Genomic DNA, 19,575 nt, shown 5'->3' with positions numbered 1-19,575 from the left:
GGGCTGGTTGTTGTGTTCGGTGCGTTTGAGGGCCCAGTTGGACATCTTGCGTTTGATGACACGGGGATTGGAGCGTAACCGCCGTGGTTCCAGGAGCCGTTGACCGATTTCAAGCAGAGTCTGTGCGAGGGCCCGCGTGAGTCGGGAGGGGGAAAAGCCCGCCTGGGCGGTGACCTGGCGGCGGACAACGCGCACGGCGCGGGTGAAGGAGATCCGGTCCGGATCGTGTCCCTCCTGTCGTGCGGCTTCGTGCATGAGGTCCCGCACGGCATGGTGAACGAGGAGGAACGCGAATATCTCCTGCTCGGCCCCGGCCGGGTGCTGGGAGCGCAGGACCAGACGTGGCCCGCCCAGGTGCGTCTTGATCTCGTCCAGCGTGGTCTCGATCTCCCAGCGTTCGGCGTAGAGCGCGGCAAGTTCCGCCGCCGGCGCGGTGTCCGGGTCGAGGAGGGTGGTGACCAGCCGGTAGACGGTGCCGTCCTTCCCGCGTGGGCCAAGGGTGTACTCGATGACGCGGACCCGGGCCGGGTCGGCCCGCCGGTTCTTGTCACGGGCGGCGACGATCTCCGACAGGTAGGAACCATCGGGCAGCGACGTCACCACAGGCAGCACCGCGTTGCTTTTGACCCGCCAGAGCAGGTCGGCGCCGGTTGCCGCGGCGGCCCGCCACAGGTCGAATCCGAGGAACCCGCGGTCGGCCATCAGCAGCATTCCCCGGGTCAACGAAGAGAACAGGCGCCCGGCCAGCACGGTCTCGTGCACCGCCAGCGGACCGACCTCGGCAGCAAAGACCGCATGAGTGCCGCACTCGACCAGAGCCGCAACCCTGGCCTGCGGATACGCACTCCTGCCCTGCCCACGGCCGGTCCCCGGACGCCCGAAATACCCGGCATTCGCCACCGTGTCCGGCAGATCGAACGTCGTCCCGTCCACAGCCACCAACCGCAGCCCCCGAAACCAGGCGCCCCGCGACCCCGCGACGGCCACCGGCCGGCACACCCGGGCGAACAACGCCTTCAGCACCTCCGGCCCCAGCCGCAGCCGCGCCCGCCCGATCGCTCCGCTCGTAGGCACCCGCCACCCCTTTACCCAGCGGCCCTGACGCTCCAGACCCTGCGTGAGAAGACGCCCGACCTCCTCATACCCCTGCCCCGAGAACAGGCACATCGCCAGCACGAAATACACCACCACCCGTGCCGGAAGCAGCCGCTGACGCTGCTCAACACGCCCGCACTCCGCCACCACCTCGTCCACCAGATCAGGCGTAAACGCACGCGTTAACACTCCGAGAGCGATGCGATCCGAAAACCGCTCGCCCCCCACCGACTTCACCTGTCCCGGCCTTGGCACACCCAACACAACGAGCCGACACCCTCAAAGTCACCGGTATTGCCCCTAGTCCCCCGTCTCAGCCCCCCGCCCCCCGGACAGTTCCTCCCCGAAAGCGGCCGCCCCCGGGCGGCCGCTTTCGCATACCCCCGCAGAGGCGGAACCAGGCGTATCGTTTTTACCGACAGAGCGTCGGGAAGTTATTGACTTAGGTAAGCCTAAGTAGGAAGATCGGGGATGTCGACGGCCACCGCCGCAGGACGCGGTCGCTGCCGATATTTCCGTCTCTTTCTGGACTTCCCGTCCCCCCTCGGTCCCCGGAGGCCCGCCTTGGACGCAACCGCCACCACCACGCCCTTCTCGACGCTCATCCGCACCGCGTCGCATGAGCAGCACACCGAGGCGGAGACCTCGACCTTCATGAGCGACCTGCTGGGCGGGCGGCTCGGGGTGGAGGCCTACACGCGCTACACCGAGCAGCTGTGGTTCGTGTACCGGGCACTGGAGGAAGGGGCGCAGGCGTTGCACGGCGATCCGGTCGCCGGTCCCTTCATACGGCCCGAGCTGATGCGCACCGCCGAGCTGGAGCGCGATCTGGCCCATCTGCGGGGTGCGGACTGGCGCGAGGGCCTGGAGCCGCTGCCCGCCACGGCCGCGTACGCCGCCCGGGTCACCGAGTGCGCCCGCAACTGGCCGGCCGGTTATGTCGCGCACCACTACACCCGCTACCTCGGCGACCTCTCCGGCGGCCAGATCATCCGTGACAAGGCGGAGAAGGCCTGGGGCTTCGCGCGCAAGGGCGACGGGGTCCGGTTCTACGTCTTCGAGGAGATATCCAACCCCGCCTCGTTCAAGCGGGGTTACCGCGAGCTGCTGGACACGGTGGACGCGGACGACCTGGAGAAGCAGCGGATCGTCGACGAGTGCAAGCGCGCGTTCGCGCTGAACACGGCGGTGTTCCGGGAGCTGGGCGAGGTGTTCCCGCTCAGCGCGTAGCGCCTTGCCCGGCGCTGACGGCGGCGAGTGTCACGCGGCCCCCGACCTCCACCGTGCCGTCGGGCGCGGGAGCGGTGAGGATCTGGGAGCCGCGTCCTTGCGTGATGTTGAGGGCGCGCCCCAGCTCCGCGCTGAGCAGCAGCGCCGCCGCCCCCGTCGCCTCGTCCTCCACGATGTTGTCGTCGCGCCGGGGGAACGCCCGCGCCCTGACCCGGCCGGCCGCCTCGTCCTCCCAGGCCCACACGTACAGCCAGCCCTCCCCCGGCGGCGGCCCGGTCAGCGCCTCGACCTCGGCGGCGGACCCGTACCGCTCCAGCGTGCGCGGAGGTGCCCACTCGGGGCGGGCGGTGATCCAGCTGAACTCGCCGTCCTGACGGGCGAACACCTCCCCGACCGGAAGCTCCAGGATCTCCAGGTCGAGCAGCCAGGCCGTGCCGACGAGCGGATGCCCGGCGAACGGGAGGCGGAGACCCGGGGTGTAGATGTCGACGTGTCCGCGCTCGGGGTCGTCGACGAACACCGTCTCGCTGAAGCCGAGCCGCCCGGCCAGCGCCTGCCGGGACGCCCGGTCCGGGTAGGCGCTGCCGTCGCGCACCACGCCGAGGGCGTTGCCGTGCCGGCCGTCGGGGCCGCAGAACACGCGTAGTACGTCGATGCCCGCGGGTACGTCGAAGTCGCTGTCGCTCACGTCAGCATTCAAGCACCGCCCGGGTGGCGGCCGTTCGGCCGGTCCACCCGGGCGGTGCGGTCGTGGGACGCGGACGGGTCAGGCGGTACGGCGGCGGCGGGCCGCGATCACGACTCCGGCGCCGGCCGCCACGACCACGCCCGAGGCGGCGAACAGGGCGCCCGCCGGGAGTTCGGAGCCGGTGGCGGCGAGGGAGCCCGCGCCGCCGACCGAACCGCCCACGGAGCCGCCTGCGGAGCCGCCGCCCACGCTGCCACCGGCGGTCGCGGTGCCGCCCGTCGAGCCGGAACCGCCCGCGGAACCGGAACCGCCCGCGGCGCCCGGGAGTTCGGCGTCCTTGTCGAGGGCGACCGCGACGGTCAGCGCGTCGAGCTGCTCACCGGCCCGGTACATGCCGCCGAAGGCCTTGGTGCCGTCGGCGGTGAGGGTCGCCGGGACGGCCGAGAGGTTCACCACGCCGTTCTTGGCGGCGAGTCGGCCCTTCGGCACCTTCAGGTCCGCGACGGCCAGACCGGTGTACGTGGAGACCTTCTTGGTCGTGCGGTCCTTGGTGGAGACGTCCGCGATCAGGGTGCCCTTCGTGCCGTTCACCTGGATCTCCAGGCCGGTCAGGGACAGGTCGAGGGTGTACGCGCCGTTCTCCTCGTGGCCCAGGAAGCGGACCTTGCCCTGGAATTCGGCGTTCAGGGTCTGCTTCGTGGCGTCGAAGTGGCCGGTCGCGTCGGGGAACCGGTAGCCGTCACCGGAAGCGGTGGCGCCGGCCGCCGTCTCGACCTTGCCGTGGGCGATCGGGCCCGTGACGTACGTACGGAAGGACTTCTTGACGCCCCAGTCCAGGGTGCCGTCGACGACGTCGCCCCGGTCGGCGGCGGTCGGCTCGTCGGTGGCCGGGGCCGAGGGGGACGTGGTCGAGGTGGGCTTCCCGGTCGGCTCGGTGGTCGGCCCGGTCGGCTTCGTGGTGGGCTTCGTGGTGGGCTTTCCGGTCGGCCCGGTGGTCGGCTCGGTGGTCGGCTCCTCCGTGGGCTCGGTGGTCGGGGGCGTGACCGCCTTCACCGAGAGGGTGGCCGGGTCGAGCGCGTCGCCCTCCTTGTACTGGCCGTCGAACGCCTCGGAGCCCGCCTTCGTCAGCGTCGCCGGGATGTCCTTGAAGACCATCGCGCCGCCCTCGCCCCGGCCCGGCTTCACCGCCGAGAGGTCGAGAGCCGCGAACTTCACGTCGTCGCGGGTGCCCCGGGGAGTCGTGACGTCGACGGTGATCGCGCCGCCGGTACCGGTCGTGGCGAGCTTCACGTCGGAGAGCGTGATGTCGAGAACGCCCCCGTGGGCGTAGAAGTTGACGCCGCCGCCGAAGGCGGTGTCGGTGCCGTGCGTGGCGGTGTCGTACGTGCCCTTGCCGCCGCCGAAGGTGAACACGCCGTTGCCGGGCGCCTGGGTGGCACCGTCCTTGACGGTGATCTTCCCGCCGGAGAACGACGAGGCGAGGTACTTGCGGAAGGACTCCTTGACGCCCCATTCGAGCGTGCCGTCCTTCAGCTCCAGCGTCGGCGCCGCGGCGGCTCCACCGGCTGCGGGGCCGTCGGCGGCGAGCGCCGGAAGGGCGAACGCGGTGGCGCCGAGGGCGGCGGCGGTGGCGACTGCGGCGGTGAGGGCTATGGGGCGGCGGGTGGCTGCCATGGTCGTTGATCTCCTCGGGAACAGGGGGGGACGGGGGGACGGGGGTCTAGTCGGTCTTCCGCGGGGTGCCGCGGCGACGGGCGAGGTACAGCGCGCCCGCCGCGACGGCGAGCACGCCCGCGCCGCCGAGGACCGGATACAGGCCGGCGCGGGAGTCGGCTGCCGCAGCCGAGGCGGGGGTGGCCTTCTCCGTTGATGTGGCGGACGGCTCGGACGACGGGTCGGGGGCGCTGCCCAGGTCGGGCAGGGCGGGCAGTTCGGCCCCGGCGTCGACGGCGACGGCCAGCGAGACCGGGTCCATCGCGGTGCCCGCCCGGTAGAGCGAGCCGAACGCCTCGGCGCCGTCGGCGGTGAGGGTGGCAGGGGCTTCGGTGAGGACGGCGAGACCGTCCTTCGGCGCGAAGTCCTTCGCGGTGAAGGTGACGAGCGGGACGGCCTTGCGCCGGTCGCCGTCGCCGTGGACGTCGGCCAGGAGCGTGCCCTTGCCCGCCTTCACCCGGACCGCGACGGCGGACAGTTCCAGATCGAGCCCGTCGGCGCCGGTGAACCGGACGCTGCCCGCGAATTCGGCGTCCAGGGTCTGCTTCGCAGGGTCGTACGTGCCCTTGCCGCGCGGGAAGCGGAAGAGCGCTCCGCCGTCCTGGGCGCCCCCGGCGAGGGTCCACTTCCCCTTGCCGATGGAGCCGGTGACGTACTCCCGGAAGGTCCGGCGGACACCCCAGTCGACGGCGGCGTCCTCGAAGCGTCCGGCGGCCGTCGCGGTCTTCCTCGACTCCGGCTTCTTCCCGGGGGACTTGGAGGCGGCGGGCTTCCCGGCCGGGGCGGAGGTGTCCACGGAGAGGCTGACCGGGTCGAGCGGGGTGCCGGCCGTGTAGTAGCCGGCGAACGCCTTGGCGCCCTGTCCGGTCAGGGTCGCCGGGACGTTGCGGAGGGCGACGGGGGTGGTACCGCCCTTCATGTCGATCCCGGACAGGCCGAGCGTCGCGAGCGGCACCTGGGCGGCCGAGGTCACCCGGCCGCTCCCCCGGTCCTTGCTGACCATGTCGGCGTACAGGGTGCCGCCGCCCGCGATGCGGACGGTGGGACGGCTGATGGTGAGGTCCAGTTCGTGACTACCGTCGGATTTCCGGTGGCCGAGGAAGTGGACCCCGCCGGCGAAGGCCGAGGCGAAGGCGCCGGTCGCCGGGTCGTAGGAACCGGTGGCGGAGTGGAAGCGGAACTGGCTGCCGCCGACCGTGGCGGCGCCGCCGGTCAGGCTCCAACTGCCGTTCGCGATCGGTCCGGTGACGTAGCCCTGGAAGGAGGACTTGATGCCCCAGTCCAGCCTGCCGCCCTGCACCGTACGGCCCGCCGCCTGCGCGGCGGTGGCGGGGAGCAGGACTCCCAGCACCGCCGTCAGGAGCGTGACGGCGAGTGCGCGGGCAGGTCTGGACGGCAGCATGGAACCCCTCCGAGGTCTGGAAACTGAGGTAAGGCTAACCTAAGCTATACGCGTCTCGTGGAGGTACCCCTTCCACCACATCACTCGTGAACCATGACCAACTGCCCACGCACGACGACAGGACGGTGCCCCAGTGCGCTTCTCTCAGGACTTCGCCCCACCGGGTCAGGGCGGCCGACGGCCGGGGCGCGGGCGGTCCGGGAGCCGTGGACCGCTCGGCGCCCTGACGGCCGTCCTCGCCCTGGCCCTCGTCCTGACGGGCTGCGGCGGCGGTACGGACACGAAGGCGCCCGCCGCCGCTGCCGGGGCCGCCGCCGACCGGGTCGAACCCCTCACCACCGCGCCGGAGCCACAACTGCCCGTCACGGTGAAGTCGGCGGACGGCGCCGAGGTCACCGTCGCCTCGACGGACCGGATCGTTCCGCTGACCGGCGGCCTGAGCGAGATCGTCTTCACGCTCGGCCTCGGCAAGCGGGTCGTGGCCCGCGACATCACCGCCACCTTCGAACAGGCCGCGAAACTCCCCGTGGTGACCCGGGCCCATGACGTCTCGGCGGAGAGCGTGCTGTCGCTGAGGCCGACCGTCGTACTCGCCGAGACCACGACCGGTCCGGCGGAGGCCATCGACCAGATCCGGGATGCCGGCATCCCGCTCGTCGTCGTCGAACCGGCCCAGCAGCTCTCCGACGTCGGCCGCCGGATCGGCACCGTGGCGGCGGCCCTGGGTGTGCCGGACTCGGGCACCGAACTGAAGTCGCGCACCCAGTCGCGTATCGACGCCGTACGGAAGTCCGTGCCCGCCCCGGCGGACGGGCACGAGAAGCCCCGGGTCGCCTTCCTCTACCTGCGCGGTTCGGCCTCGGTGTATCTGCTGGGCGGCCGGGAGTCCGGCGCGAGTTCGCTCCTGGAAGCGGCGGGAGCCGTCGACGCGGGCAAGGCGTCCGGGCTGACGAAGGACTTCACCGCCATCACCAGCGAGGCACTCGCCAAGGCCGCCCCCGACGCCATCCTGGTGATGAGCAAGGGGCTCGACTCGGTGGGCGGCGTCGACGGACTCGTGAAGATCCCGGGCGTCGCCGAGACCCCGGCCGGGATGGACCGGCGGATCGTCTCCATCGACGACGGGGTGCTGCTGAACTACGGCCCGCGCACGGACCGGGTGCTGAGCGAACTGATCGCGCAGCTCTACCCGGAGGACGGGGCGGACAAGTGACCACCACGTCCCCGGAACACACCCGGGCCGACGCCACCGCGACACCGGAAGGGCCGATGGCACCGAAGCCCCGGCGCTCCTCGTCCTTCGCACTGACCGCCGGGCTGCTCGCCGCCCTCCTGGTGTGCTGTCTGCTCTCCGCCGGACTCGGCGCGTACAGCATCCCGCTCGGCGACGTCCTCGGCTCGGTCCAGCACCGGCTCGGCCTCGGCGGGGCCGCGCTGGACCGGGTCGGCGAGAGCGTGCTGTGGAACGTACGGCTGCCGAGGGTCGTGCTGGCCCTGCTGGTCGGGGCGTCGCTGGGCTGCGCAGGCGCCCTGATGCAAGGAGTGTTCGGCAATCCGCTCGCCGAGCCCGGGGTGATCGGGATCTCCTCCGGTGCGGCCGTCGGCGCGGTCGCCTCGATCGCGCTCGGGCTGAACTTCTTCGGCAACTGGACGGTCACCGTCTGCGCGTTCGCCGCCGGGCTCGCGACCGTGCTGCTGGTGTACGCGCTGTCGCGGTCGGGCGGACGGACCGAGGTGGTGACGCTGATCCTCACCGGGATCGCGGTGAACGCCTTCGCGGGCGCGCTGATCGGGCTGTTCATCTTCTTCGCCGACAACGCGCAGATCTCGCAGATCACCTTCTGGCAGCTGGGCTCGCTGGCCCAGGCGACCTGGCCCAAGGTGCTCGCGGTACTGCCGTGCGCGGTGCTAGGGCTGCTCGTCGCACCGTTCCACGCCCGGAAGCTGGACCTCCTCGCGCTCGGCGAGCGGCCGGCCCGGCATCTGGGGGTCGATGTCGAACGGCTCCGGATCGTGCTCGTGCTCGTCGTGGCGCTGCTGACCGCCGCCGCGGTGGCGGTCGCCGGGATCATCTCGTTCGTGGGGCTGCTGGTGCCGCATCTGCTGCGGATGGCGAACGGCCCCGGCCATCGCTTCCTCGTCCCCGGCAGTGCGCTCGGCGGCGCCCTGGTCCTGGTGGTGGGCGATCTCGCGGCCCGTACCGTCGCCGATCCCGCCGAGCTGCCGCTCGGTGTGCTGACCGCGCTCTTCGGCAGCCCGTTCTTCTTCTGGCTGCTGCGCAGGACCCGTCGCAAGCAAGGTGGTTGGGCATGAAGGCCCTGAAGAATCCGTTCCGGGTACGGGGACGGCGACTGCCCGCTCCCGTCTCCCCCGGCTCCCCCGTCGCCGAGGCACGCGGACTGCGGGTGCTGCTGGGGCAGCGGACGGTGCTCGACTCCATCGATCTGACCGCGCACGCGGGCGAGGTACTGGCGCTGGTGGGGCCCAACGGGGCGGGCAAGTCGACCCTGTTGGCGGCACTGTCCGCCGATCTGCCCGCGGCCGGCGGTGAGATCCGGATCGACGGGCGCCCGGTCGGCGACTGGTCGGCCGCCGAACTGGCGCTGCGCCGGGCCGTGCTGCCGCAGTCCGCCGCGCTGTCGTTCCCGTTCCCGGTGGAGGACGTCGTACGGATGGGGCGGGCGCCGTGGGCCGGAACGGAGCGGGCGGACGAGGACGATCCCGCCGTCGCCGCGTCGATGGCGGCGACCGAGGTCACCGCGTTCGCCGCGCGGCCCTTCTCCGCCCTGTCCGGCGGCGAACGGGCCCGGGTCGCACTGGCCAGGGTGCTGGCGCAGCGCGCCCCGCTGCTGCTGCTCGACGAGCCCACGGCCGCGCTCGATCTGCGCCACCAGGAACTGGTGCTGCGCATCTGCCGGGAGCGGGCCGCCGCCGGGGACGCGGTCGTCGTGGTGCTGCACGATCTGGGTCTCGCCGCGGCGTACGCGGACCGGGCCGCCGTGCTGCACGACGGGCGGATCGCGGTGGCGGGACCGCCCGCCGGGGTGTTCACGGGCGAGCTGCTCGGCGAGGTCTACCGGCAGCCGGTCGAGGTGTTCCCGCACCCGCGGACCGGGGCGCCTCTCGTCGTACCGACGAGAGAGACTTGACCATCACTTGACCTCCACTTGGGAGATTCATGGGTTACCCGTGATCACCCCGTTCCCGTACCGCCCGGATGAGAGCTGAATCACTGCACGGGTGGGCATTGCTCAGGTAAGCCTCGGTTAAGTTAGGTCCGCCTCACCTGACTTTGTCCGGATCTTCTCCCGCTTCTCCTTCGTCCTCATGTGGAGCCCGTATGCGAGCCGTTCGTTTCTCCGTCGTCACCGCTGCCGCCACGGTGGCCGCTCTGACCGCCGTCACGGGCTGCGCACAGAAGAGCGACGGCAAGGGCGACGGCGCCCTGCAGGTCGTCGCGAAGGACGACTCCTGCGAGGTGTCGAAGAAGAAGCTTCCGGCCGGTCACATCGAACTGGCCGTGCAGAACAAGGGATCCAAGGTCACCGAGGTCTACGTCCTCTTCCCGGACGACCGCATCGTCGCCGAGCGCGAGAACATCGGCCCCGGCACCAAGGCCACCATCACGGCCGAGATCAAGGCCGGTTCGTACGAGGTCGCCTGCAAGCCCGGCATGAAGGGCCACGGCATCCGGCAGAAGCTGGAAGTCACCGGCGGCAACGCGGCCAAGCGCAGCCCCGAGATGGACAAGGCCGTCGCGGATTACCGCACCTACGTCCAGGCCCAGGCCGACGAGACGCTGCCGAAGGCCAAGAAGTTCACGGACGCCGTCGCCGCCGGTGACATCGAGGCCGCCAAGAAGATCTACGCCGACTCCCGGCTCGGCTGGGAGCGCACCGAGCCGGTCGCCGAGTCCTTCGGTGACATCGACCCGAAGGTCGACATCCGCGAGGACGGCCTGGAGGACGGCCAGAAGTGGACCGGCTGGCACCGCCTGGAGAAGGCGCTGTGGCAGGACAAGAAGCTGGGCGCCGAGGAGAAGGCCCTCGCCCCGGTCCTCTACAAGGACCTGCTCGACTGGCAGAAGCGGGTCGGCACGGCCGACATCACCCCGACCTCGATGGCCAATGGCGCCAAGGAACTCCTCGACGAGGTCGCCACCGGCAAGGTCACCGGTGAGGAGGAGCGCTACAGCCACACCGACCTGATCGACTTCAAGGGCAACGTCGAGGGCGCCGAGAAGTCCTACGAGCTGCTGAAGCCGATCGCCTCGAAGAACGACGCGGCGCTGACCGCCACCCTGGACAAGCGGTTCGCGGAGCTGAACACGCTGCTGGACAAGTACCGCAAGGACAAGAGCTCCTACGAGTTCACCTCGTACGAGAAGGTCGGCAAGGCGGACCGCAAGGAGCTCTCGGACGCGGTCAACGCGCTGGCCGAGCCGCTCTCCCGGCTCGCCGCCGCGGTGACGAAGTAACGAGCGGGAAGGCTTTGGTCATGTCCGACCAGACACAGGCCGGCGAAAGCCCGGAGAAGACCTCCTCTCCCGCCCCGTCCCGCCGGGCGCTGCTCGGCTGGGGCGGCGCGGGTCTCGCGCTGGGCGCCGTCGCGGCCGGCGGTGCGGTCGCCGCAGTACGCACGGAGAACGACGCGGTGCCGGCCGCGGACAGCGGTGCGGCCGTGCCGTTCCACGGTGCGCACCAGGCCGGTATCGCCACCGCCGTACAGGACAGGCTGCACTTCGCCGCGTTCGACGTGACGACGAAGGACCGCGCCGAGCTGATCGCGCTGCTCAAGGAGTGGACGCGGGCGGCGGAGCGGATGACGGCCGGTCACGCGGTCGGCGACGGGGCGTACGGCGGTCTCGCCGAGGCCCCGCCGGACGACACGGGCGAGGCGCTGGGGCTGAAGCCGTCCCGGCTGACGCTGACCATCGGCTTCGGCCCCTCGCTCTTCGCCAAGGGCCGGTTCGGCCTGGAGGACAAGCGGCCCGAGGCACTCGTCGATCTGCCGAAGTTCCCCGGCGACAACCTCGACGCGGCCCGCAGCGGCGGCGATCTCTGCGTCCAGGCGTGTGCGGACGACCCGCAGGTCGCGGTGCACGCCATCCGCAACCTCGCCAGGATCGGCATGGGCCGCACCGCGATCCGCTGGTCCCAGCTGGGCTTCGGCAAGACGTCCTCGACGACGCCGGACGCCCAGACCCCGCGCAACATGATGGGCTTCAAGGACGGCACCCGGAACATCTCCGGCACCGACACCGCCGCCCTGGACAAGCACGTGTGGGTCGGCCCGAAGGACGACGCGGGCTGGATGACCGGGGGTTCGTACCTGGTGGCCCGCCGCATCCGGATGCACATCGAGACCTGGGACCGCGCCCCGCTCCAGGAGCAGGAGGACGTCTTCGGCCGCGACAAGGGCGAGGGCGCCCCGGTCGGCAAGGCCAAGGAGCGCGACGAGCCGTTCCTGAAGGCGATGCTGCCGACCGCGCACGTGCGGCTCGCCCACCCGGACAGCAACGGCGGTGCGACGATCCTGCGCCGCGGCTACTCCTTCACCGACGGCACGGACGGCCTCGGCCGGCTCGACGCCGGGCTGTTCTTCCTCGCCTACCAGCGCGATGTCCGCAAGGCGTTCATTCCGCTCCAGCGGCGCCTGGCGGCGCACGACGCACTCAACGAGTACATCCAGCACGTGGGTTCGGCGCACTTCGCCGTCCCGCCGGGCGTCCGCGACAAGGGCGACTGGTGGGGCCGGGCGCTGTTCTCGTAACGAGACTCGAAGCAGAAACAACGGGACTCGAAGCAGAAAAGGAGAACCGAGACGTGTTCAGCAACTTCCTGATCGGCCTGCGCGAAGGCCTTGAGGCCAGCCTGGTCGTCTGCATCCTCATCGCCTATCTGGTGAAGACCGGCAACAAGAACAAGCTGTTGCCGATCTGGACCGGGGTAGGGATCGCGATCGTCGTCAGCCTGGCGTTCGGCGCCGGGCTCGAATTCGGTTCGCAGGAGATGACGTTCAAGGCCCAGGAGGCGCTCGGCGGTTCGCTGTCGATCGTCTCCGTCGGCCTGGTCACCTGGATGGTCTTCTGGATGCGGCGCACCGCGCGGCACCTGAAGACGGAGCTGCACGGCAAGCTCGACGAGGCGCTCGCGATGGGTACCGGCGCGCTGGTCGCCACGGCGCTCCTCGCGGTGGGCCGGGAGGGCCTGGAGACCTCGCTGTTCGTGTGGCGTGCGGTGCACGCGGCGGACGACGGCTGGCACCCGATGATCGGAGCACTCCTCGGCATCGCGGCCGCCGTCGTGCTGGGCTGGCTGTTCTACCGGGGTGCCCTGAGGATCAACCTCTCGAAGTTCTTCACCTGGACCGGCGGCATGCTGGTGATCGTCGCCGCGGGCGTGCTCGCGTACGGCGTCCACGACCTCCAGGAAGCCGAGTTCATCGGCGGTCTCCACAACCAGGCGTTCGACATCAGCGCCACGATTCCGCCGGACAGCTGGTACGGCACGCTGCTGAAGGGCACGTTCAACTTCCAGCCCGACCCGACCGTTCTCCAGATCACGGTGTGGGCGCTGTATCTGATCCCCACCCTCGCGCTGTTCCTCGCCCCGGTAGGGTTCGGACGGTCAGAAAGGGCGACGGATCAGAAGGTGCGGAAAGCAACGGATGAGAAGCCTGAGGCCGATTCGGCTGGCGACGGGGCTCGCGACGGCGACGGTGCTGTCCATGACGGCGAGCGGTTGCGTGACGGTGCACGGCGAGCTGGAAGTGGTGCCGGGGGCAACCAGGTCTGAGGCCGCGCAGGCCCTGAAGGCGTTCACCACCGCGTACAACGCGGCGGACAAGGCGTACGACCCGGCCCTGGACGCGGACCGGGTCACCGGGCCGCTCGGTGCGATCAACCAGGCCGGGCTGAAGGCGCGGCAGAAGAACCATCCGGACGGCAACCCGGACCACTCGCCGCTGGAGCTGACCGACGCCCGGTATCTCATCCCGAAGAAGGCCGGCTGGCCGCGGTGGTTCCTCGCGGACACCGACTCCAACCGCGACCAGGACAGCGGGAAGCTGGACACCCGCTGGCTGGTCGTCTTCGTCAAGTCCGGGCCCGGCGCCGGGTGGAAGGCCTCCTATCTGTCGGTCCTCGCCACCTCACAGCTGCCGTCCTTCGCGAAGGACGGCGAGGGCCGGGCCAGGCCGGTGGCCGCCGACAGCACCGAACTGGCCGTGGCACCCGAGGACTTGAGCACCCAGTACACGCAGTACCTGCAGAAGGGCACCCCGGACGTCTTCGCCCCCGGCTCCGCCACCTCGGGCTGGCGGGAGGCGCGCCGGACCACCCGGCGGGCGGGCTTCTCGTACCAGTACATCGACCAGCCGCTGGACAGCGGTACGTTCGGCCCGCTCGGCCTGGAGACGGACGACGGCGGGGCGCTGGTCTTCTTCAGCAGCAAGCACTTCGAGCGGCAGACCGCGGCGAAGGGGCTGCGCCCACCGCTCAACCAGGACGTGGAGGCACTGCTGACCGGTGAGGTGGAGTCCACCCTCACCAAGGAGCGGGTCTCCGGCGAGCTGGTGTACGTCCCGAAGAAAGGCTCGACGAAGGACGGCGGCAAGGTGGTCGTGCTGAACAGGCTGCCGGGCCTGACGGCGGCGAAGGGCTCGTGACACGACCGGGGCCGCCCCGCGTGCGGGAACGGCCCCGGTCATGATCCGGACGGTGCGCTAACGGCTCAGCGGCCACGCCACCGAGTCATGGTCGAGATCGCTCTGGTCCGCCTCGTCCGCGTACTGCGCGCACGCGTCGGTGAGCGTCTCCAGCAGGGTCAGCGGATCGGGCAGCGGGTTCTCCGGCCCGCGCACCCACCGCACGCCCAGTTCGCCGGGGAGCCGGGCCGGCGGCAGGAGCACATAGCTGCCGCGGCAGTGCCACCGCAGTCCCGGATGCTCGTCCATGGTCTCGGGGTGGCAGTCCAGCTCGCACGGCCACCATTCGTCCTCGTCCTCGGGCGTACCGCGGGTGGCGGTGAAGAAGAGCATCCGGTCGTCGCCGGACCGGGCGACGGGGCCGACGTCGATGCCCGCGGCGAGGAGCCGTTCCAGCGCCTGGCTGCCCGCGGACAGCGGCACGTCGAGAACGTCGTGGATCATGCCGGTCGCGGTGATGAAGTTGGCCTGCTGCTGGCTGCGGGCCCAGCGCTCGATCTGGGCCCGGTCGGTGGTGGACTGCGTCTGCCAGGCGAAGGAGATCGGGTGCCGGGCGGGGGTGGGACAGCCGATGCGTTCGCACGAACATCGGTATCCGACCGGATGGGCGGCCGGCGCGATCGGCATTCCGGCCTCGGCGACGGCCAGGAGCAGCGCCTCCCGGGCGGTGTCGTCGACCTCGCTCTGCTGCGGTTTGGGTCGGCGGCGAAGCCATTGGGAAAATTTGCTCTCTGAGCCGCGATAACGGCCGAAATCGGCGCCCATCTATCCCCTTACCTCAGCGTTGCCCCTGCCCATGGTCCCACCATCCTGCGCCTCGGGTGGCCGGAGTCCCGAAGCGGGGTACGGACGACAGTGCCGCGAGCTGGGCACTATGCCACTTCTTGTCATGAAATGACGGGTGCGTCTCAGGGCGCCAGCCCGCGCAGGGCGTGGTCGACGATCGCATCCGCGTACTCATGGGTGAGCGGGAGGGTACGCAGCAGCCAACGGTGGGTGAGCGGGCCGACGAGGAGCTCCAGGGCGACTCGCGGGTCGATGTCGGCGCGCACCCGGCCCGCCTCCTGGGCGGCGCGCAGCCGGGCGACGTACAGCTGGAGCCCGGGGTCGAGCAGCTTCTGGACGAATTCGGCGCCGAGCTGCGGGTCGACGATCCCCGCGGCCGCGAGCGCCCTGGTCGGCGCCTCGAAGGCGGGATCGTTCAGCTCGTCGACGGTGGCCCGCAGGACGGCCCTGAGGTCGGCCGCGAGATCGCCGGTGTCCGGGATCCCCTGTGCCTCGCCCGCGCCGCTCGGCCCGGCGGCCCGCTCGCCGAGGGCCAGGAAGGCCTCCAGAAGGACGGCCGCCTTGGACGGCCACCAGCGGTAGATCGTCTGCTTCCCGACACCGGCCCGCGCGGCGATGGCCTCGATGGTGGTCCTCGGGTAGCCCACCTCCGCGACCAGGCCGAGCGCCGCGTCATGGATCGCGCGGCGCGAGCGCTCGCTGCGGCGGCTGGAGTCGGGCTGCCGGGTCTCTACCATGCCGGTCAATCTAACAGTGGGACGAGTCGATACGTATCGTCTCCCGGTCGCGCGGAACCACCCGATCGGATCACTGCGCGCGGGCCCGGGAGAGCGGACCATGGGCTCACGCACAGACCCGTGCGAAGTCCCCCGGCAGGCAACCCCTGCCTTTCGTGAGGAGCCTTCGTTGCCTCGTGAAGCCACACCCCGCCGCTACCTGATGTGCGCGCCCACGCACTTCAGGGTGACGTACTCCATCAACCCCTGGATGGACCCCAGCAAGCCCGTGGACCTCCCCCTGGCCCAGACGCAGTGGGAGGACCTGCGCGACCGGTACCGCGCCCTGGGGCACACCGTGGAGCTGATCGCCCCCCGCCCGGAGCTGCCCGACATGGTGTTCGCCGCCAACGGCGCCACCGTCATCGACGGCCGGGTGCTGGGCGCCCGCTTCGCGTACCAGGAGCGGTACGAGGAGGCCGGGGCCCATCGTGAGTGGTTCCGGGCGAACGGCTTCACCGAGATCCATGAACCGGACCACGTCAACGAGGGCGAGGGCGACTTCGCGGTCACCGCGTCGTACGTCCTGGCCGGGCGGGGCTTCCGGTCCAGTCCGCTCTCGCACGGCGAGGCGCAGGAGTTCTTCGGGCGCCCGGTGATCGGGCTCGATCTGGTCGACCCGCGCTACTACCACCTGGACACGGCGCTGTCGGTGCTCGACGACGCGGGCGACGAGATCATGTACTACCCGGGCGCCTTCTCGCCGGGCAGCCGGGCGGTGCTGGCCCGGCTCTTCCCCGGTGCGCTGATCGCCGAGGAGGCGGACGCCGCGGCGCTCGGCCTGAACGCGGTGAGCGACGGACGCCATGTGCTGCTGCCGCAGGCCGCGACGGGGCTCTTCGATCCGCTGCGGGCGCGGGGCTTCGAACCGGTGCCGATGGACCTGGGCGAGCTGCTCAAGGGCGGCGGCAGCGTGAAGTGCTGCACGCAGGAGCTGCGGGGGTGAGCGAGCGGGCCGCCCCTCAGGCGTTCTCGCCGGGCGGCCACTCGTCGCCCCACGCGACGTCCCGGGCGGCCCGGTACAGCTCGCCGTGCCGCTTGGTGACCGTGGCACGCCGCAGGGCCTCGTCGCGGGTGCACAGGTCCAGCAGCACCTGCCCCTTGCGGATCTGCGGCTTGCGGGTGACCCGCGCGCGGACGGGCTCCGTCCCGAAGCGGGTCGCCACCACATAGCTGAACTTCTCGTCCTCGTACGGCAGCGAGCCGCCCTTGACCTGCCGGTGCAGCGAGGAGCGGCTGACCCGGGCCGAGAAGTGGCACCAGTCCGTGCCCGGCTCGATCGGGCAGGCCTCGCTGTGCGGGCAGGGCGCGGCGACGCTCAGTCCGGCGGCGATCAGCCGGTCGCGGGCCTCGATGATCCGGGCGTAGCCGTCGGGGGTGCCCGGTTCGACGACCACGACCGCCTGCGCCGCCGTGGCGGCGGTGTCGACGAGGGCGGCGCGGACGTCCGCCGTCAGCTCCTTGAGTACGTAGGAGACGGTGATCAGGTCCGTGGGGGCGAGTTCGAGGCCCGCGCCGATCCGGGCCCGGCGCCACTCGGCGGCGCGCAGGGCGGGGATGCCGGAGAGACCGGCCAGCTCGCGGCCGAGGGCGAGCGCGGGCTCGGCCCAGTCCAGCACGGTCGTCCGCGGCCCCTCCCAGGCCCCCGCCACGGCCCAGCTCGCCGCTCCGGTGCCGCCGCCGACGTCGGTGTGCGTGGCGGGCGTCCAGTCCGGCGCGGCCTCCTGGAGCGCGGCGAGGGCGGACCGTACGGCTTCGAAGGTGGCGGGCATCCGGTACGCGGCGTACGCGGCGACGTCGGAACGGTCGCGGAGCACCGGCGCGTCGGTCGGGGTGGTCCCGCGGTAGTTGGCGATGAGCCGTTCGACGGCCTGGGCGGCCTGCTTGGGCGGCAGCCCGTCGAGCAGTCCGGCCAGCGCCGCGCGCAGGACTTCCGCGGTGGGGAGGGTGGCGTTCACCGACGAATTGTAGGCAAAGCCGACCCAGTCGTCCCCGCCCCGGTATCCGCGCCGAACTGCACGGAATCCGAACTGCCGCGATGCCTGCGCAAGTTGCTACGCTGACCGCCGCGAGGTCGGGATTGCCCATTGAGGGGAACCATGAGACAGAAGATCGTGCGCCTGGCTCTGGTCGGCGGAGTGATCGTGCTTGCCATGCTTCTTCTGCTCGCCACGTGCGGCAGCGGCGAGAAGAGCACGGACAAGCCGGAGAAGCAGGCCAGGAAGAGCCTGACGAAGGTGACACAGCTCACCGTTCCTTCCGCGTACGCGACGGAGCACGGCTGGGAGCTCATCGGGACCTCGCCCGACTATGCGATCTCCCGGACGACGGGCCGTCTCGCCTATCTGGTGCGGGAGTCGGAGACCAAGTACCAGCTGCGGACCATCGACTCCAAGACGGGAGAGGCCGGCTGGCACGGCGAGAGCTGGCGGCCCCCGTCCCCGCACCAGTTCCCGAGACTCCTCCCGGTCACCGTCGACGACCACGAGTACTTCGTGACGTGGGCGTACGGAAAGGTCGGCGAGAACGCGCTGACCCCCGCCGACACCATCGTCTCGCTGGATGTCTACGACGTGGAGGACGGTTCCCGGCGGCGCGTCGAGGTGCCGTGGAACTCCGTTCCGACGGTCTCCACCACCGGCCCCGGCATCCTCATCAGCGACGGCCGGACGAACAGCGCGGTGGTCGACCCGGTGACCGGCCGGGTGTCGAACGTCACGGCTGCCGCGCTCAAGTACCCGAAGGGCTGCAAGACCTGCAAGCAGCTCACCGAGGTGCGCGGGCTGACGCAGAAGGGCCTGCTGGTCAGCGGGTCCAAGGAGTTCTGGGTGCAGGGCGGCTGGTTCAGCCGCAATGTCGCCCCCAAGGGCACGGACAAGCTCAGCGGGATCCCGACGTCGGTGATCCCCGGTCTGATCCTGGCGAAGTGGCAGCTCGCGAAGGGCGCCAAGCGCGCCACCACCCACGACATGTGGGCGGTGCAGGACGCGGAGACGGGCAAGACCCTGGCTTCGGTGGAGTGCAGCAAGCCCGCGATAAAGCCGGGCCAGTACCCGCAGCTCGTCTCCGCGCCCTCGGGCTCCTACCTGGTGGCCGGACCGCTCGCGTTCGACCTGGCCACGAAGCGGGGGTTCTGCTTCGAGGGGGCGGACGGCACCAAGCCGCTGACGCTGGCGTCCGTGAACGACGAGGGCACCGCCTACGGCGCGGCGAGCGCACGCAACGCGGCGGACGTGCTGGCCGGCGGCGGCGCCCCGGTCGCGGTCGCCGTCAGGAGCGGTTCGACGGGCGCCCTGCCGTCGAACGTACGGGTTCCGGGCATGGAGACGGCGGACGGTGTCGGCCTGTTCCGCTGGACGGACGAGAAGGACCGCCCGCACCTGATCGGCTACCCGAGGTCGTCGTAGCGCGGCGCGGCGGCGTCGCGGAGAACGTCGAGAGGCGTCGCGGGGTCCGGAGCGGGGCGCGGAAATCCGTTCGCCCCGCTCCGGACCCCGCTGTTACAAGAGGGCATGGGAACCTGGACCGACGCCTTCATCGCACCGCCCGAGCCGACTCTCCTGCGGCCGGAGGCCTTCGGCGGTCTCGTGGTCGAGCTGGCACGTGAGCGCGTGGTCCGGACACCGTGGGCGCTCGTCACGGGGAAGCTCTGCGTCAACGCCAGTCTGAACTGGGGCAGCGTCAGCGGGCAGGCCCGCTGGGACCGGCCTCCCGTCGGCACGGTGCTGCGGACCGAGGAGTATCCCGAAGACCTGCGGGACGACGATCCGCCGCCCTGGGGCGATTCCCACGAGGAGGCCCGGCTGCTCGCTTCCGGTGACGCGGTCCTCGACGTGCTGCCGGCACTGCGGGCCGCCCCGTACGGCGACGAGGACATCGCCGTCGTCTTCGACCGCATGGACTTCGGCAACCGGGCGATCACCGAGTACTTCCGGTTCGAGGACCACCGCACGATGCTGGTCTGCTTCGCCCTGGCGCGCCCGCAGCACCGGCCGCTGTACGCCAACGACTGCGAGGAACCCGGCGGGCCGATGCATCCGGTGCAGACCTGCGTGGTCCACACCTTCAAGCACGCGTCCGAAGACGGCGCGGTGCCACCGCTGGCCTCCGTCCTCTCCCGCTGGTTCGGGCCGGAGCCGATCAGTGGCAAGACCTGGGGCTGAACCTCGGCCCCGGTC

Annotated in this window: 17 protein-coding genes and 1 pseudogene; 11 read left to right on the top strand and 7 right to left on the bottom strand. The window is 71.3% G+C overall.

The window, feature by feature from the left end:
- Positions 1–147: 147 nt before the first annotated feature.
- Positions 148–1,350: pseudogene (locus tag OG611_RS15745) on the bottom strand (IS4 family transposase); the annotation flags it as partial.
- A gap of 309 nt (positions 1,351–1,659) precedes the next feature.
- Between OG611_RS15745 and OG611_RS15740 the strand changes: the two are divergent.
- Positions 1,660–2,325, top strand: coding sequence for a heme oxygenase (biliverdin-producing) (locus tag OG611_RS15740; RefSeq protein ID WP_266420002.1), 666 nt, complete (start codon positions 1,660–1,662; stop codon positions 2,323–2,325).
- Here OG611_RS15740 and OG611_RS15735 read toward each other — a convergent pair.
- From OG611_RS15735 to OG611_RS15725, 3 genes are all read right to left on the bottom strand, one after another.
- A complete protein-coding gene (locus OG611_RS15735) occupies positions 2,315–3,013 on the bottom strand; it encodes a PhzF family phenazine biosynthesis protein (RefSeq protein ID WP_266420000.1) in 699 nt (232 codons plus the stop codon). The two genes, OG611_RS15740 and OG611_RS15735, sit on opposite strands and share 11 nt — an antisense overlap.
- A gap of 78 nt (positions 3,014–3,091) precedes the next feature.
- Positions 3,092–4,687 (bottom strand): HtaA domain-containing protein, encoded by a 1,596-nt coding sequence (locus tag OG611_RS15730; protein ID WP_266419997.1) that lies wholly within the window; start codon positions 4,685–4,687, stop codon positions 3,092–3,094.
- Positions 4,688–4,733: 46 nt separating this feature from the next.
- On the bottom strand, positions 4,734–6,128 hold the full coding sequence (locus tag OG611_RS15725; protein ID WP_266419995.1) for an HtaA domain-containing protein: 1,395 nt from the start codon (positions 6,126–6,128) through the stop codon (positions 4,734–4,736).
- A 133-nt stretch (positions 6,129–6,261) separates the two neighbouring features.
- On the opposite strand from OG611_RS15725, the gene OG611_RS15720 reads away from it, so the two are divergent.
- From OG611_RS15720 to OG611_RS15690, 7 genes are all read left to right on the top strand, one after another.
- Positions 6,262–7,341, top strand: coding sequence for a hemin ABC transporter substrate-binding protein (locus OG611_RS15720; protein ID WP_266419993.1), 1,080 nt, complete (start codon positions 6,262–6,264; stop codon positions 7,339–7,341).
- Between the two features lie 56 nt (positions 7,342–7,397).
- Positions 7,398–8,441 carry an iron ABC transporter permease gene (locus OG611_RS15715; protein ID WP_266425922.1) on the top strand — a complete coding sequence of 348 codons (1,044 nt, stop codon included), beginning with the start codon at positions 7,398–7,400 and terminating at the stop codon, positions 8,439–8,441.
- Positions 8,438–9,277, top strand: coding sequence for a heme ABC transporter ATP-binding protein (locus OG611_RS15710; protein ID WP_266419990.1), 840 nt, complete (start codon positions 8,438–8,440; stop codon positions 9,275–9,277). Before OG611_RS15715 ends, OG611_RS15710 begins: the two co-directional genes overlap by 4 nt.
- Positions 9,278–9,468: 191 nt before the next feature.
- Complete coding sequence (gene efeO, locus OG611_RS15705) at positions 9,469–10,605, top strand: iron uptake system protein EfeO (protein ID WP_266419987.1); 1,137 nt, start codon at positions 9,469–9,471, stop codon at positions 10,603–10,605.
- A 20-nt stretch (positions 10,606–10,625) separates the two neighbouring features.
- Positions 10,626–11,900, top strand: a complete 1,275-nt coding sequence (efeB, locus tag OG611_RS15700; protein ID WP_266419984.1) for an iron uptake transporter deferrochelatase/peroxidase subunit — start codon at positions 10,626–10,628, stop codon at positions 11,898–11,900.
- A gap of 53 nt (positions 11,901–11,953) precedes the next feature.
- Positions 11,954–12,925: an iron uptake transporter permease EfeU gene (gene efeU, locus OG611_RS15695; RefSeq protein ID WP_266419981.1), complete on the top strand. Its 972-nt coding sequence runs from the start codon at positions 11,954–11,956 to the stop codon at positions 12,923–12,925.
- A complete protein-coding gene (locus tag OG611_RS15690; protein WP_266419978.1) occupies positions 12,858–13,796 on the top strand; it encodes a hypothetical protein in 939 nt (312 codons plus the stop codon). The genes efeU and OG611_RS15690 overlap by 68 nt, the downstream gene beginning before the upstream one ends.
- Before the next feature lie 57 nt (positions 13,797–13,853).
- On the opposite strand, the gene OG611_RS15685 is transcribed toward OG611_RS15690, so the two are convergent.
- Together OG611_RS15685 and OG611_RS15680 are read right to left on the bottom strand one after the other, a co-directional pair.
- Positions 13,854–14,600: a bifunctional DNA primase/polymerase gene (locus tag OG611_RS15685; protein ID WP_266419975.1), complete on the bottom strand. Its 747-nt coding sequence runs from the start codon at positions 14,598–14,600 to the stop codon at positions 13,854–13,856.
- Between the two features lie 143 nt (positions 14,601–14,743).
- On the bottom strand, positions 14,744–15,358 hold the full coding sequence (locus OG611_RS15680) for a TetR/AcrR family transcriptional regulator (RefSeq protein ID WP_266419972.1): 615 nt from the start codon (positions 15,356–15,358) through the stop codon (positions 14,744–14,746).
- A 100-nt stretch (positions 15,359–15,458) separates the two neighbouring features.
- Here OG611_RS15680 and ddaH point away from each other — a divergent pair, with 100 nt between their 5' ends.
- Positions 15,459–16,343: a dimethylargininase gene (gene ddaH / locus OG611_RS15675; RefSeq protein WP_353962564.1), complete on the top strand. Its 885-nt coding sequence runs from the start codon at positions 15,459–15,461 to the stop codon at positions 16,341–16,343.
- Positions 16,344–16,359: 16 nt separating this feature from the next.
- Here the strand turns inward: ddaH and OG611_RS15670 are convergent, their stop codons facing one another.
- Positions 16,360–17,355, bottom strand: coding sequence for a small ribosomal subunit Rsm22 family protein (locus OG611_RS15670; protein WP_266419968.1), 996 nt, complete (start codon positions 17,353–17,355; stop codon positions 16,360–16,362).
- 141 nt (positions 17,356–17,496) lie between these two features.
- Between OG611_RS15670 and OG611_RS15665 the strand changes: the two genes are divergently transcribed.
- Both OG611_RS15665 and OG611_RS15660 read left to right on the top strand, forming a co-directional pair.
- Positions 17,497–18,804 carry a hypothetical protein gene (locus OG611_RS15665; RefSeq protein ID WP_266419965.1) on the top strand — a complete coding sequence of 436 codons (1,308 nt, stop codon included), beginning with the start codon at positions 17,497–17,499 and terminating at the stop codon, positions 18,802–18,804.
- A 105-nt stretch (positions 18,805–18,909) separates the two neighbouring features.
- Complete coding sequence (locus OG611_RS15660; protein ID WP_266419963.1) at positions 18,910–19,560, top strand: hypothetical protein; 651 nt, start codon at positions 18,910–18,912, stop codon at positions 19,558–19,560.
- Positions 19,561–19,575: the final 15 nt, after the last annotated feature.

The organism is Streptomyces sp. NBC_01363, assembly GCF_026340595.1.
GTDB lineage: Bacteria > Actinomycetota > Actinomycetes > Streptomycetales > Streptomycetaceae > Streptomyces.
This window is presented reverse-complemented; position numbering and strand designations above follow the sequence as displayed.